We start from the raw sequence: 15,720 nt of genomic DNA on the forward strand, positions 1-15,720 counted from the left end.
GTACAGACAATTGTTGTCCTTTTCTAAGCATTTAATATTTAGATTATGTTTGAAATTATAAACTGAATCTTTTTGAAAATCAAGTAAAATCATTTAATCTTGATAAAGCCTTCTGTTTTCACCAATCATCTCGAAGTCTGTAGTAAGTGCCTTGACGCGTTCCATGATACGAGCTGCTTTCATGACATCTACTTCCCCTTTTTGTGTTGTCGCGAAATGTTTCTCCAATTGATCATAGTCATAATTGGAGGTAATGAATACTGGCAAACCTTCATTCATCCGATATTGAAGAATAGTACCAATAATTTCATCTCTCGTCCAAGCAGACAAGTTCTCTGCCCCTATATCATCCAGCATTAAGACGGGTGCTTTTTTGACGAAATCCACTTTTTCTGACAGCGTTTGATCGCCAATAGCACTCTTTAATTCACTTAGAAAATCTGGGACATATACCATAACTGTTTTAATTTCCATGGTTGCCAATTCATTGGCAATGGCGCCAAGTACATATGATTTACCGACACCAAAGTTGCCATAAATATAATAGCCAGTCTTCGGTAATTCACCTGTTTTGCGTACTTTTTGAATAAACAGTTCTGCTACATCACTGATTGTTGCCTTAGAAGGATTACTTTTATCCAAGTCATCAATACGAGCTTTCAATACATCCTTAGGCATATGCATACTAGAAATCATCGAAGCTGCCCTGCGACGGTTATCTTCCATCCTCTTAGTTTGGCACGGAATGTATTCAAGATCGATTTGACCTCTGATTACAGTGAGTTTCGGAATAAAGCCATTAATAGCATTTTTACAGAGAGCGACAGATTCGCAAGCACTGCAGTCATGATGCTGGTTGACATATTCATATAGCTTGCCTAAACCTCTTTCCACCATTTCCCTATTGGCAACTTGATCGTTTTCAGCGAGAAACTTTTGGACATTTTGATTCTCTAAGATCTCTTTTTGCATTTCGTTATAGCGTGATTGAAATTGTGAATCCATGATTTTTTTCAGTTCTCTGTTAATCGGCTGCATGTTATGAATCCACCTCTCCTTCTTTCAATCCTAATTTTTTCATTACTTCTTGCCGTTTCTTATCATAATCGGTATGAGTCGTTTCTTTGTTTTCCTCTTTTTTCTGCTGTTGCTTCATTTTATTTTCATAGTACCAATCAGGTACATTTTGCTTTTGGTTGTATGGTTGATTTTTCGGGGTATATTGCTTTCGATTCTTTTGGAGCTGATAATCCTCCGCAAATTTGAACGCCCCTTCAGCACTTTGAACATTATTCTTTCGCCAATTTGTTGCGATAGACTGAAGAAAAGAACTGTTTAGATTAGCGTTGCTTACATAGTAAGCATAATGAATTAATGTATTCATAACTGATTTATTAATGTCGTCATATTTCGCTGTAAAATCTTCAACCACCTTAACATCTTTCTCAAAAGGCGTTTTCCCTTTTACAAGCATGCTTAGCAATTCCTTCGGTGAGGCTTGCTCCAGTATTGTAATAGCCTCTTTTTTTAAAGCAGCAGGATTTTGAAAATCCTTGTCTACAAAATGAGCTAAATGATAGAATGCACCTGCGCTTGCTTTGAGAACTTTATATTCTTTTGTATAATCTTTCTTTTCGCTAGGAAGCTGTTGTTTTGGGTCATTGCTTTTTTGTTCTTCAAATTCCCTCGCTAACTTCATTGCTTCCCGCGCCGTTTTTACACCTGTATGTCGCCAATGAGAGGCAATAGTCTCAATGTATTTGCGGTTAAGCTTTCCATGGTTACGCAGAAAAACATAGTGAATGAGAACATTGACAACAGGTGTTGACATCTCATATTGCATTACCAAGTCTTCCACTAATTGAATATCATTTGGGAACGGTTCTCTACCGCCCGCTACATCTTTTAGGACATCGATGGGTGAAGAAGATTCAAACCATCGGATTAATTCCATTTCCATCGGATTTAAGTCTTCTTCTATAATTGGCGTATGCTCAAATACTTCTTGTTTTTTTGCAATCGGCTGCATGGACGGTGGCTCTTTTGAAACGGTGAGTTTATAGTAATCTGCTGCTTCTTTCTTCAATCGTAGATCACTTAAATTCATCCCGTCATCTAATGCTAGAAGAATCACTTTTTGCATATCAAATGGAGTCAAATGATATAAAAAGGCCAACTTTGCAATCGTAGCTTTAATTTCTGCTGTCAGAATGGAAGAAGGGACAAGCTGTTCAGACAGACTCGTCCGAAGCAATTGAAAATCGAATTCTTCATAGTGGAACGGTAGCTCTTTCGGCTTTTCCTGTAATCCCGTCAATTGGATACCATCTGATGGGATATTATGCGAAACGGGACGATACACATCCGTGAATGAACGTGACACCTCTTGATACCCAAAGTTCGATAACCCTTTTGTCACAAAACGCTGGCGCAAATTACGGTAAGCCGTTTCGCCAATCTTGCTGAACAAAAACATAGAAAGAAGCGGATCATCAAAGAAAGCAGCGGCATCAAGCGGCGGCATGACATCATATATAAAAGAACGTGTTTCTTGTTCGTCTTTACGCCATGTGCGTAAAAGACCAATTGCTTCTAGTGCAATCCTCGATTCAAAGATACGCGCAATAGGCAAATCTAATGAATTCATTAAATGATAATGGGACATGGAGTAATCATCTATATTTTCTCCTTCTGCCCATAATAAAAAATAAAGGCTGATCGGCTCTGCACCGATCAACGGTTGATATAGTAATGTTATTAATTTTCGATCATAGCTGGACAAGGGAAAAGGCACACGAATAGTTAAGCGATCAACTGGTTGCAGTTCTTTAAATAAGTTCATTAGCCCACATCTCCACCTTGTTTAGTGTCCACTTTCGGTTTCCTTTGACTGTCTTTCAATTAGCTCTCTTAATTCATCAATAAATACATTAATATCTTTAAATTGGCGGTAAACGGATGCAAAGCGGACATACGAAACTTCATCTATTTTAGAGAGACGCTCCATGACCATCTCGCCAATATCCTCAGAACGAACTTCTGCATTGCCGATCCTACGGAGACATTGTTCAATATTAAAAACCAGTTCCTCCAACACATTTAAAGCGACTGGTCGTTTTTCACATGCACGGATGAGCCCCCGCAATACTTTCTCACGGCTAAATTCTTCGCGTGAGCCGTCTTTTTTGATGACAATCAGCGGCATTTCTTCTACTTTTTCAAATGTAGTAAAGCGATAACTGCAAGATTCACATTCTCTTCGTCGGCGTATCGCTTTATTATCATCAACAGGCCGGCTATCGATCACTTTTGTTCCATTATATTGACAAGCTGGACATTTCATAATTTTTCTCTCCTGATTACGCAACATATTAGTTTATCTATTATATCAAAAAATGTGCGAAATAGCCGAAAAAAGTGTACCAAAAACGGAACAAGCGTATAAATAGAATGCATGTGCCTCTTTTTGAGTACTTATAGGTCATAATTAAATAAAAAACCTTCTAACCTAGTAGGAGGTTAGAAGGCTATCTGATATTAAATTCTATACATTTACAGTTTCTTTTAAACCTGCGACTACTTTTTTCGTTAAGTCTACTACTCTCGCAGAATAACCCCATTCATTATCATACCAAGCAAGCACCTTAACTTTATTGTCACCAATTGTCATCGTAGACAGACCGTCAATAATTGCAGAGGATGGATTGCTATTGAAGTCGCTTGATACAAGAGGCTCCATTGTAAATTCAAGGATTCCTTTTAGCGAACCTTCAGTTGCTTGTTGGAATGCTTCATTCACTTCTTCAGCTGTAACATCACGTTTCAAATCTACAACAAGGTCAACAAGTGATACATTTGGTGTTGGAACACGTAATGCCATACCGTGCAATTTCCCTTGTAATTCGGGCAATACAAGTGTTAGCGCTTTCGCGGCACCTGTAGATGTAGGAATAATAGATTCAGCACATGCTCTTGCACGACGCAAATCTTTATGTGGATTGTCTATATTTTTTTGGTCATTCGTATAAGAATGGACAGTCGTCATTAATCCGTTCTCTATTCCGAATGTGTCGTTTAGTACTTTCGCGACAGGCGCTAGACAGTTTGTTGTACAGCTAGCATTAGAAATGACATCATGTTTTGCAAGATCAAGTTTATCATCGTTTACACCCATTACTACTGTAATGTCTTCATTTTTACCCGGCGCTGTTAAAATAACTTTTTTTGCGCCTGCTTCAAGGTGCAAAGCTGCTTTGCTACGCTCATTGAATTTACCTGTTGCTTCAATGACAAGATCAACACCCAACTCTTTCCAAGGTAAATTTGCTGGATTGCGGTCACTTACAAGTTGTACGTGTTTGCCGTTAACAATCAAAGCATTCTCAGTGGCTTCGATTTCACCTTCAAATTTACCGTGTGTTGTATCATATTTCACCAAATGAGCCAATGTCTCAGCAGGATAGCTAGCATTTATTGCCACAATATTAAGATCATCTTGCAAAATCGCTTGGCGGAAAACCATACGGCCGATACGACCAAAACCATTAATAGCGATAGAAACTGTCATGAAAAAAATCCTCCCTGTTTAGCGCGTTATACTTAATTACTTATCTCACAAATAGTATAACACATTAAACAGAAAGGAAAACCTATTATAGTGCTTATAGCTTAAAGTTTATATTTTCAGTATATTTTCAGACAATTGTATACTTTAATTAAATAATGTCCCACTCTTTTAGAATAGCTAACAATTGTGTACGTGTATTCTCTAAGTCACGATTGTTATAAATGACTGCATCCGCACCTTTTTCTTTTTCAGAGAGAGGCAGCTGCGTAGCAATTCGTGCTAACGCTTCTTCCTTGGATAAATGATTTCTCTCCATCAGACGATTTAATTGGTTCTCTTCTGTCACAGAGACAACAAGGATTTTTTCAACAAAATGCTGCAGATGGCTTTCAAACAATAAAGGAATATCCATTACGATATGTGGCTCCCCTGCTTCAGTTAGTTCATCGCGTTGTCTCAGCATTTCTTGCCGTATAGCTGGATGCATAATCGAATTTAACTCTACCCGTTTAGCGGGATTATGGAAGATGATTTCTCCCAATTTTTCACGGTTTAACTCACAGTTTTCTAGTAATACTTCTTTGCCAAATACTTCGCTTATTTTCTCCAATGTGGGGGTTCCTGGTTCTACAACGATGCGTGCTACAAGATCTGCATCTACAATCGGCAGTCCTACTTCCTCCAGCATTTTCGCTACTGTACTTTTTCCGCTGGCAATGCTCCCAGTCAAGCCGATAATCAAATTACTCACTCACCTTTAATGTTGGCAATGCGGACAATAAACCGAATTCCTGCCCGCGATTACCATTTGTTTTGTATTAGTATGACATATTGGACACGCTTTCCTACCGTACATTTGAAGACGATTTTGCATGCTCCCTGCTTCTCCATTTATATTCCGATAGTCTGATATACTAGAACCGCCTGCTTCTATACTTTCTTGTAAGATAGCGACAATGTGTGCGAATAAGTCTTTTTTCCGCTTTTCACTAATGCGGGCCATTTTCCTGTTCGGATGGATTTTCATTCGGAAAAGCGCTTCTGTTGCATAAATATTGCCACATCCAGCAACGACATGACTGTCCATGATTACTTCTTTCACAGGTTTATTCGCATATTTAGGCAAGGCAGATTTCATTAGGAAATATTCAAGTGCGCCCGGTGAAAAGGGTTCAGGAGCAATCTCAAGCAAAGGCGGATGATCCGCAATCGAATCAAGGAGCCTTAACTCCCCAAATCGCCTAATATCCGCATAAACAAGAAATTCATCCTCTTCAAATGCCAATATGACATGGATATGCTTGCGAAACTTTTCTTCTTTGATTTCATTGAGCGAATGGACATGAAACCAAGCGCCTGTCATGCCCAAATGGTTGACGAGAATCGCTTCATCTGCCCCATCCTCCAAATAGAAATATATATATTTGGATCGTCGTTCAACATCCAATATCTTCGTCCCTTTCAACCTATTAGAAAAGGTCTCAGGGTCCATTCCTTTTATAATACACGCCTTCCCTTTGTTGATCGATGTACAGATCGTATTTGAAACCTCGACGTGGCGGATAGTTTTTCCCGCCACGACAGGTTGAAGCGAACGTACAACGCCTTCTACTTCTGGTAATTCAGGCATGTTATCACTTCCTTACTTTGTTTCATACCACGTATCGCCTGAAGCGAATTCTGCTTTTAGAGGCACTTGGAGCTTAATGGCATTCGCCATCACTTCAGGTACTAATTTTTCGAGTATGGCGATTTCTTCATTCGGTGCTTCAAAAATCAATTCATCGTGCACCTGCAATAACATTTTTGCTTTTAGGTTATGCTCTTTTAAAGCTTTTGCCATATCTATCATCGCTTTTTTGATAATATCTGCCGCACTGCCTTGAATTGGTGTATTCATTGCTGTCCGTTCTGCAAAGCTTCGCAGATTAAAATTAGAACTATGCAGATCAGGTAGATAGCGGCGACGATTTAAGATGGTTGCTGCAAATCCTTTTTCTTTGGCTTCTTTAATACTTTCTACCATATATTTTTTAACGCCTGGGAAACTGGATAGATAGCGTTCGATAAAGTCTGCAGCTTCTTTTCGCGTAATATTTAAGTTTTGAGATAACCCATAATCACTAATACCATAAACAATCCCAAAGTTTACTGCTTTTGCGGCACGTCTCATATCGGAAGTCACTTCATCTGCTTCTACATGGAATACCGTCATAGCCGTTTTTGTATGAATGTCTTGATCATGCACAAAAGCGCTTTTCAGATTTTCATCATTCGCCATATGTGCGAGAACTCTCAATTCAATTTGCGAATAATCGGCAGCAAATAGTTTCCATTCGGTATGAGAAGGCACAAATGCTTGTCGGATTTTTCGTCCCTCTTCCAAACGCACTGGGATATTTTGCAGATTAGGATCAATAGAGCTTAATCGTCCAGTAGAGGTTAATGCTTGCTGATAGCGTGTATGGATTTTCCCATCTTCTAAAATCACTTTTAACAAGCCTTCAATATAAGTGGATTGCAGCTTCCCTAGTTGACGGTATTCTAAAATATGCTGGATAATCTCATGCTCCGGTGCCAATTTTTCGAGCACATCAGCAGCTGTAGAATAGCCGGTTTTGGTCTTTTTAATTATTGGCAGGCCTAATTTTTCAAATAGAATAACACCTAGCTGTTTCGGTGAATTCATATTGAATTTTTCGCCAGCTGCTTGGTATATTTCTTCTTCAATACTCTTTAATTTTTCAGCAAGCTCTCGGCCCATCTCAACAAGGCGTTCCCGATCTACTGTAATTCCTTCACTTTCCATTTCACTAAGGATCGAAGCGAGCGGCAATTCTAAGTTTCGGTATAAATCAAATTGTTCATTCTCTTTTAATTGTTCTTCAAGCTTTGTCTGCAAGTGGAAAACAGCGTTCGCTTTTCTGCTCGCATGTTCTGCAATGACTTCTTGGCTCGGGATCGCTTTCTTCGCACCTTTGCCATAAATAATGTCATTGGTTTGGACATCGCGATAACCAAATTCTTTTGCTACAGCTGCCAAATCATCTGTAGACATTGCCGGATTCACGATATAAGCCGCCAGTATTAAATCGAATTCTACTCCTTTTAAATGAATATCGCTTCGATAAAGAGCTGATTGTATCGCTTTGGAATCAAAAACATATTTTTTCTGATTTTCGTCCTGAAGCCAATCAATTAACTCGGGTGAATTTTGCAATTGTTCAAATGGGATATAATACGTCTTGTTTCCGTTTGATAAGGCCAGCCCAAAACGTTTGCATGTATGATAGCTCTCATTTTCAAGTTCCAAATGGATCGCCATTGGACTTGCTAATTGATCTTTTGTTATTGTTTCGACGATATCCAGTTCGATGGCTTCAATTTCCTTTTCCTCGGTTTCAAATTCGCTCTTTTGAATCAGAGACTTAAAGGAGAGATCTTGCCATAAAGAGAACAGCGTATCGACATCAGGTCCTTCATAATTTAACTCTTCAATCTTAATATCTATCGGTGCTTGGCGATTGATGGTTGCAAGCTCCTTACTCATTTTTGCTTGTTCTTCATTTGCTGCTAGTTTTTCCTTCAGCTTGGCACCACTAACTTCATCGATATGCTGATAGAGTTCTTCAATGGTCGGGTATTGTTTAAGCAATTTGATTGCTGTTTTTTCCCCGACACCTGGCACTCCTGGAATATTATCGGATGAATCGCCCATTAAGCCTTTCATATCAATAATTTGATGAGGTGTTAGCCCATACTTTTCTTCAATATGGCTTGGTGTGTAATGTTCGATATCTGTAATTCCTTTGCGTGTAATATACACGGTTGTGTTATCAGATGCGAGCTGCGTTAAATCCTTGTCGCCTGATACAATAATCACTTCGAGTTTTTGCTCATCTGCTTCTTTACTTAGTGTCCCAATGATATCATCTGCTTCATAGAGATCTAATTCATATTGTTTAATACGATACGCGTCTAGTAATTTCCTTAAATAAGGGAATTGCTCCGATAGTTCTGGCGGCGTTTTTTGTCTCCCGCCTTTATACTCTGAATAGGTGCTGTGGCGGAATGTGGTTTTCCCTGCATCAAATGCTACTAGCATCTTTGTTGGCTTTTCTTCTTCTAAAATCTTTTGTAGCATGGTGGTAAAGCCATACACCGCATTGGTATGAATACCTTGGTCGTTCGTTAACAACGGCAGCGCAAAAAATGCTCGGTATGCCAAACTATTTCCATCCAATAACAGCAATTTTTCCTTTGTCATTTTGGCACTCTCCTAGATATGTTTTTCTTCATATAGTTATCATTCAACAAATTATATACTGAGGCTTCTTCGCTGTGTCGATAGCCCACTTTGATAGATACACTTTGCTCTTCTTCATATTTTACCATGCATGCTTCTGGAAAGAAAAAAAGACGCAGACCCTATTTATAACTCAGTTGAATTAACTTAATCTAATCTAGAGTAAGCGGCATGCATGCATTTATAGGTAGTTATCTTTACCCTTATAATTCATTTAAAAAGAGCAAAATGCTTTTTAACTAAATAAAAAAACGAGGAAACTAATCCCTCGTTTTACGCTAGATTGAAAAACAGTCGCATGGTTGTTCCTTTTCCCTCAACACTGTCAACTTGTATTTTGCCATGGTGTGCTTCTACTAAATGCTTCACTATGGCTAGGCCTAAACCAGTGCCACCCGATTTACGGCTACGGTCACGGTCCACCCGATAAAAGCGTTCGAATACCCGAGGAATCTCCTCTTCTTGGATACCTACCCCTTCATCTTCTATTTCAATGATGCCCTCATGGCCTTTTTTATAAAGCCTTAATGTAATTTTTGAATTTTCTTCCGAATAATTGATGGCATTGTCCATAAGGTTCAAGAGTATTTGGACCAACCGATGGGGGTCTCCATTAATGATAACATCTTGATCTATTTCTGCTTCAAACTCCATCTCTTTCGCTTCTAACTTTGAATGAATCATATCAACTGTTTGAACAATAATATCACGCAAGCTTGTTTTTTCCATATTGACTGTAAACCCTAGTCGCTCAATCTTCGATAAGTCTAGAAGATCGTTGACAAGGATTTGTAGCCGATTGCTCTCCTTGTTGATAATATCTAAGAAATACAGTAAAGTGCCTTGATCATTGTAAGCACCATCCAAGAGTGTTTCTGAAAAACCTTTAATCGACGTAACAGGGGTCCTTAGTTCATGCGAAACATTCACTACAAAATCTTTCCGTATCTGTTCAAGCATGACCACTTCCGTAATATCGTGAATTACGATTACAACGCCAAGCCAAAGGCCATGTTCACCAACTACCGGCGCTCCATATACTTCTATATCGCGGAATTCTTGCTGTATTTTCAAATGCAGCTGTTTTCTATACGGTACTTCTGTCATAAATACATGGTCTACAAAATCTACCAACTCTTCCGGCAATCCCAAATGGCGGAATTGCTTTTGCTGTATCTCTGCGTACTCCTGATGAAACAATTCCGTAAAAATACGGTTGGTAATGGTAATTTCACCTTTCCTACCAATCATCACTAGGGCGCTTCCCATATTTTCAATTAAGGTTTTTAAACGTTCTTGTTCAATCTCTCTTGTCGTCATGATTTCCTGCAAACTTCTTGCTAGGACATTCATCGCCTTGCTTAATCGGAGCGTAGGTGATCCTGTTATTTCGTATGTTCTTGCACGGTAATTACCTTCAGCTAATTGAAGGGCTGTCTTTCTTGCATGATCAATAGGCCTTGCTAGATTTTTAATTAAACGGTCGGTTACAAATAACAACAAAATAAATGCCACTACAAAAATAATTCCGATTAACAACCAAAGCTGTAAGCGGATATCTGTTAAGTCTTGCGCTTTTGTATTATGGGCAATTGAATCTATAACCTGATTTTTTTCTGTTTGAGTAATAGGATAAGGCAGCTTTTCAATGGCTTGTGAAACATTTTCTTTAGACTCCAATGTATTGGTCGCCATCGAATCTTTTACTAAAAGCGGAAAAAGCTGCCCTAGTGTAAAGCCCAGACCAGCCAATGTAACAAGAAATAATGTACCAAATATAGACAGTAAACGGAATCGCAATGAGTGCATTAAACTTTAGGCTCCTCAAATTTATAGCCTAAACCACGAATTGTTTTTATGTACTTAGGTTTTCGGCTATTTTCTTCAATCTGTTCACGCAAATGGCTAATATGGACATCTACAATCCTCGTATCGCCAGCAAAATCATAGTGCCAAACAGAGCTTAATAATTGATCGCGGGTAAGCACTCTATTTTTATTTTGCAATAGATAGATTAATAGTTCGAATTCCTTTGGTGTAAATTCAAGCGGTTTTCCGTCTAAATAGGCTTCAAAGCGTGTTGGAAGCACCTTAAGATGTCCCATATGATAAACTAGCTCACTTGTCTCTTCTTTCGCTTGCCGTTCGCCTACTTTTGAACGTCTTAAAACTGCCTTAACGCGGGCAATGACCTCACGGGGACTAAAAGGTTTTGTCATATAATCGTCTGCGCCTAATTCGAGCCCTAGCACTTTGTCAAATTCATCGTCTTTTGCTGTCAGCATAATAATGGGTGTGTTGATCTTCTGTACACGAAGTTCTTTGCAAACTTCCATACCGTCTAATTTTGGTAACATCAGATCTAGCAAAATCAAATCTGGTTGTTCTTCTATAGCACGCTTTAAACCTTCTTGGCCATCTAAAGCTGTGATTACGTCATATTCTGCTTGTTTTAAATTGTATTCTAATAATGTTGATATCGAAATTTCATCTTCAATAATTAAAACCTTTGGGTTCATGTTTTTGCCTCCGAAGTAGTAGAAAACTTTATAATGGATGTGTAGGCGGAACTGCGACAATAGTTCCTTTTAATACAATCTCTTCTTTACTGTCTTTTCCTTCGACTGAAATAGTAACTTCAGATTGCTCACGTTTGATTTCTTTCAATATTAACTCAATACTTATCGTATCGTAATGATACAAGGGTTTTGGGTATTGGAAGTGTTGCTCTCTTATATAGGCGCCTGGTCCTGGTAGATGCTTAGAAACGGCAGAACTAACAATACCTGCAAGCATGATCGCCGGCACTACGGGTTTTTCAAAAGCTGTTTCCGCTGCATAATCATGTTGAATGTATAATGGGTTATTGTCATTGGTAAGACCTAAATACAACAGGAGATCTTTATCTTCAATTTTCTCTGTCAGCAAGATTGAATCGCCTACGGCTAGTTCTTCTAAACTTTTTCCGAGTTTTCTTTTTTTATCGAGTAACACAAAAACCCCCCTTTAGAGCTTTCTATATTTCCATAGTATCAGCAATTGACTGAAAAATCGAGTTATTATCCAAAATTAAAAGGGATAGGCAACTATCACCTATCCCCCTACTTCAGATGCTAGGAAAGTACATTCATCACATTTTTTACGGCTTCAGCCGAGTTGTCCAAAGAGGCTTTTTCATCTGTGGTTAAGTCCAACTCAATAATCTTCTCGATGCCGTTGCCTCCGAGAATTGTTGGTACTCCAAGATATATCCCATTGTAGCCGTATTCACCTTCCAAGTAGGCAATGGAAGGTAAAATCCGACGTTGGTCACGTAAGATGGCCTCAGCCATTTCTACAAGAGCAGCAGCCGGTGCGTAGTACGCAGAGCCATTACCAAGCAAGTTGACGATTTCTCCTCCGCCTGTCCGTGTGCGAGCCACAATTTCATCTAGGCGTTCCTTTGGAATTAATGTTTCAAGCGGTATTCCCCCAGCATACGAATAGCGGGTAAGTGGCACCATTGAATCGCCATGACCACCAAGCACGAAGCCAGTAATATCTTTAACAGAAAGATTTAATTCCTCAGCGACAAACGTGCGGAAGCGTGCAGTGTCTAGAACTCCTGATTGGCCAATAACACGATTTTTCGGGAAGCCTGACTCTTTATATACGGTGTATGTCATCGCATCGACCGGATTGGTCAACACGATAATAGTAGAACCAGGCGAATGCTTTACAATCTCTACAGTTACAGATTTCATAACAGATTGATTGATTTGCACCAAATCATCTCGGCTCATACCGGGCTTTCTAGCAACACCTGCGGTAATAATGACGATATCCGAATCTTTGGTATCTTCGTAGTTTGCTGTGCCGATGACTTTCGCGTCAAATCCTAGTACAGGTGCAGCTTCTGCCATATCTAAAGCCTTACCCTTCGTAGAATTCTCTGCTTGAGGAATATCAACTAAAACAACATCACCCAATTCTTTTTGCGCTAATAAAAATGCCGCTGTTGCACCAGTAAAACCTGCTCCGATAACGGAAATTTTTTTTCGATTAGTTGCCATTCTTACCCGCTCCTTTTCGTATAGTGTAAAAAAAGGAAAAGGGAGCAAAACTGTTCCCTTTTCCTTTTTGTTAAATTACATATTTTTGATTAGTTCATCTGCGAATTCAGATGTTTTTACTTCTTTCGCACCGTCCATTAGACGTGCAAAGTCATAAGTTACAACTTTAGAAGCAATTGTATTTTCCACAGAAGCAGTAATTAAATCAGCAGCTTCTTTCCAGCCCAAGTGTTCAAGCATTAATACGCCTGAAAGTAGTACTGATGATGGGTTTACTTTATCTAAACCAGCATATTTAGGAGCTGTACCATGTGTAGCTTCGAAAATAGCGTGTCCAGATACATAGTTGATATTCGCTCCTGGAGCAATACCGATACCACCAACTTGTGCAGCCAATGCATCAGAAATATAGTCGCCGTTTAAGTTCATTGTTGCAACAACATCAAATTCTTTTGGACGAGTCAAGATTTGTTGTAAGAAGATATCAGCGATAGAATCTTTAATTAGGATTTTACCAGCAGATAATGCTTCTTCTTGAGCTTTATCAGCAGCTTCTTGGCCTTTTTCTTCTTTAATAGCATCATATTGGTTCCAAGTGAAAGTCTTGTCTGCAAATTCATTTTCAGCTACTGCATAGCCCCATGATTTGAAAGCACCTTCAGTGAATTTCATAATGTTACCTTTATGCACTAAAGTAACCGATTTGCGGCCTTCTTTGATTGCATAGTTGATTGCAGCGCGTACTAAGCGTTCTGTACCTTCTTTGGAAACAGGTTTAATACCGATACCAGAAGTTTCTGGGAAGCGGATTTTGTTTACGCCCATTTCAGTTTTAAGGAAGTTGATGACTTTTTTCACTTCATCTGAACCTTCTTTGTATTCAATACCAGCATAGATATCTTCAGTGTTTTCACGGAAGATTACCATGTCAACATCTTCTGGACGTTTAACTGGAGAAGGAACACCTTCAAAATGACGTACAGGACGCAAGCAAACATAAAGGTCAAGTTGTTGGCGAAGCGCCACGTTTAGAGAGCGGATACCTCCACCGATTGGTGTTGTAAGAGGACCTTTAATAGCGATTAAATATTCATTGATTTTGTCTAAAGTTTCTTGTGGCAACCATTCACCTGTTTTGTCGAATGCTTTTTGGCCAGCTAAAACTTCAAGCCATTCAATTTTCTTTTCACCATTGTACGCTTTTTCTACTGCAGCATCGATAACGCGTGAAGCAGCTGCCCAGATATCAGGACCGATACCGTCACCTTCGATAAATGGAATTACAGGATTGTTTGGTACGTTTAGTACACCGTTTTCTACTACGATTTTGTCATTAGCCATTTGTTCCTTGCCTCCTATATTCATACACATAGGGCAAGCGCTATAGAAGCGTCGCCCTATTTATTTTACCCTACATTTACGTGCACGACACCTTCTTGGCAGCCGCTGCCTGTAATGTTGGGTTCAACGCTCAAACATTAGGAATATTCCAATGTTTGCCGTTTACTTACCAAATCTTGCAAACTATCTTTCTTCTACTGGCACATAAGTTTGCATGCCTGGTCCAACGTATTCTGCACGTGGACGGATTAGACGGTTGTTCGCATATTGTTCAAGAATATGAGCTACCCAACCAGATACGCGTGAAACCGCAAATACTGGTGTAAATAGATCGTGTTCAATACCTAACGCGTCATAAACAGATGCAGAGAAGAAATCAACATTTGCTGGAAGGTGTTTTTGCTCTACGATCATATCGTGAATTTTCACTGACATTTCGTAAAGTTCAGGATTGCCCTTAAGTTTTGTTAATTTTTCAGACATATCACGTAAGTGCTTCGCACGAGGATCGCCTTGGCGGTATACGCGGTGTCCGAAGCCCATGATTTTTTCTTTGTTGTCTAATTTATTTTGGATATAAGATTCAACATTATCAATAGAACCAATTTCTGATAACATTTTCATCACTTGTTCATTGGCACCACCATGAAGAGGGCCCTTAAGAGCGCCAATCGCTGCAGTAACACCTGAATACATATCAGATAATGTAGCTACACATACACGAGCAGTGAATGTAGAAGCATTTAGTTCATGGTCTGCATGAAGCACTAAAGCTTTATTGAATGCTTCTTCTTCGATTGGTTCTGGAATATTACCAGAAAGCATGTACAAGAAGTTCGCCGCATAAGATAAATCTTTTTTCGGTGCAATCGGTTCTTTGCCTGCACGAATACGAGCAAATGCTGTTACAACTGTTGCCATGCGAGCTTGCAATTTGATTGCTTTGCGATAGTTCGCTTCGTCTGACATAACTTCAGCATCTTCATCATATAAAGCTAGTAAAGAAACTACTGTACGCAAGGCAGCCATAGGATGTACTGCTTTGATGTCGTAAGTTTTGAAGTGGTCTAGCACTGCTTGTGGCACTTCCATTTGATCAGCTAGCTGTTGTTTCATTTCTGCTAGTTCGTCCGCTTTAGGCAAGCGTGTGTGCCATAGTAAGTACACTACCTCTTCAAAAGATGCGTTTTCAGCTAAATCATCAATGTTATAGCCTACATATGTAAGAGTATCATCAATGATTGAGCTAATTTTTGTTTCAGCTGCTACAACGCCTTCTAAACCTTTAGTTGTTGCCATTTTATCTCGCTCCTTTTTGTACCAAATTATGTTGATAATATCAACATTGAACGTGATCCATATGAACCTATAAGTAAATCGCTTACAATGATATTATAATAAACTTTGTCGTATTTGTGAATGAAAAACACTCATTCATTAAAAAATTGGGTTTT

At 39.1% G+C, this 15,720-nt stretch carries 13 protein-coding genes and 1 other annotated feature (1 of these 14 only partly in view); all 13 genes read right to left on the reverse strand.

Annotation, left to right across the window (positions count from 1 at the left end; genetic code table 11):
- Positions 1–35 (reverse strand) — a binding site (T-box leader); it reaches 200 nt to the left of the window's first position.
- 58 nt (positions 36–93) lie between these two features.
- The 13 genes from dnaI to citZ all read right to left on the reverse strand — a co-directional run bounded on the left by dnaI (position 94) and on the right by citZ (position 15,565).
- Positions 94–1,038, reverse strand: a complete 945-nt coding sequence (gene dnaI / locus F0527_RS10615) for a primosomal protein DnaI (protein WP_150284790.1) — start codon at positions 1,036–1,038, stop codon at positions 94–96.
- Between the two features lies 1 nt (position 1,039).
- Positions 1,040–2,842 carry a DnaD domain protein gene (locus F0527_RS10620; protein WP_150284791.1) on the reverse strand — a complete coding sequence of 601 codons (1,803 nt, stop codon included), beginning with the start codon at positions 2,840–2,842 and terminating at the stop codon, positions 1,040–1,042.
- A gap of 21 nt (positions 2,843–2,863) precedes the next feature.
- Positions 2,864–3,343, reverse strand: coding sequence for a transcriptional regulator NrdR (gene nrdR, locus F0527_RS10625; RefSeq protein WP_066788799.1), 480 nt, complete (start codon positions 3,341–3,343; stop codon positions 2,864–2,866).
- A 201-nt stretch (positions 3,344–3,544) separates the two neighbouring features.
- Complete coding sequence (locus F0527_RS10630) at positions 3,545–4,567, reverse strand: glyceraldehyde-3-phosphate dehydrogenase (RefSeq protein ID WP_066788803.1); 1,023 nt, start codon at positions 4,565–4,567, stop codon at positions 3,545–3,547.
- A gap of 148 nt (positions 4,568–4,715) precedes the next feature.
- Entirely contained in the window at positions 4,716–5,309 is a 594-nt protein-coding gene (gene coaE / locus F0527_RS10635) for a dephospho-CoA kinase (RefSeq protein ID WP_150284965.1), read from the reverse strand.
- 15 nt (positions 5,310–5,324) lie between these two features.
- Positions 5,325–6,197: a bifunctional DNA-formamidopyrimidine glycosylase/DNA-(apurinic or apyrimidinic site) lyase gene (mutM, locus tag F0527_RS10640; RefSeq protein ID WP_150284792.1), complete on the reverse strand. Its 873-nt coding sequence runs from the start codon at positions 6,195–6,197 to the stop codon at positions 5,325–5,327.
- 12 nt (positions 6,198–6,209) lie between these two features.
- Entirely contained in the window at positions 6,210–8,834 is a 2,625-nt protein-coding gene (gene polA, locus F0527_RS10645) for a DNA polymerase I (RefSeq protein ID WP_150284793.1), read from the reverse strand.
- 312 nt (positions 8,835–9,146) lie between these two features.
- Positions 9,147–10,682 carry a two-component system histidine kinase PnpS gene (gene pnpS, locus F0527_RS10650; protein WP_150284794.1) on the reverse strand — a complete coding sequence of 512 codons (1,536 nt, stop codon included), beginning with the start codon at positions 10,680–10,682 and terminating at the stop codon, positions 9,147–9,149.
- Positions 10,682–11,392 (reverse strand): response regulator transcription factor, encoded by a 711-nt coding sequence (locus F0527_RS10655; protein WP_066788816.1) that lies wholly within the window; start codon positions 11,390–11,392, stop codon positions 10,682–10,684. Before F0527_RS10655 ends, pnpS begins: the two co-directional genes overlap by 1 nt.
- 28 nt (positions 11,393–11,420) lie before the next feature.
- Positions 11,421–11,867 (reverse strand): MaoC family dehydratase, encoded by a 447-nt coding sequence (locus F0527_RS10660; RefSeq protein ID WP_150284795.1) that lies wholly within the window; start codon positions 11,865–11,867, stop codon positions 11,421–11,423.
- Between the two features lie 119 nt (positions 11,868–11,986).
- Positions 11,987–12,925, reverse strand: coding sequence for a malate dehydrogenase (gene mdh / locus F0527_RS10665; RefSeq protein ID WP_150284796.1), 939 nt, complete (start codon positions 12,923–12,925; stop codon positions 11,987–11,989).
- A gap of 75 nt (positions 12,926–13,000) precedes the next feature.
- Positions 13,001–14,266 carry an NADP-dependent isocitrate dehydrogenase gene (gene icd / locus F0527_RS10670; RefSeq protein WP_066788824.1) on the reverse strand — a complete coding sequence of 422 codons (1,266 nt, stop codon included), beginning with the start codon at positions 14,264–14,266 and terminating at the stop codon, positions 13,001–13,003.
- Positions 14,267–14,449: 183 nt separating this feature from the next.
- On the reverse strand, positions 14,450–15,565 hold the full coding sequence (gene citZ / locus F0527_RS10675) for a citrate synthase (protein WP_150284797.1): 1,116 nt from the start codon (positions 15,563–15,565) through the stop codon (positions 14,450–14,452).
- Positions 15,566–15,720: the final 155 nt, after the last annotated feature.

Source organism: Rummeliibacillus sp. TYF-LIM-RU47 (genome assembly GCF_008638315.1).
Lineage (GTDB): Bacteria > Bacillota > Bacilli > Bacillales_A > Planococcaceae > Rummeliibacillus > Rummeliibacillus stabekisii.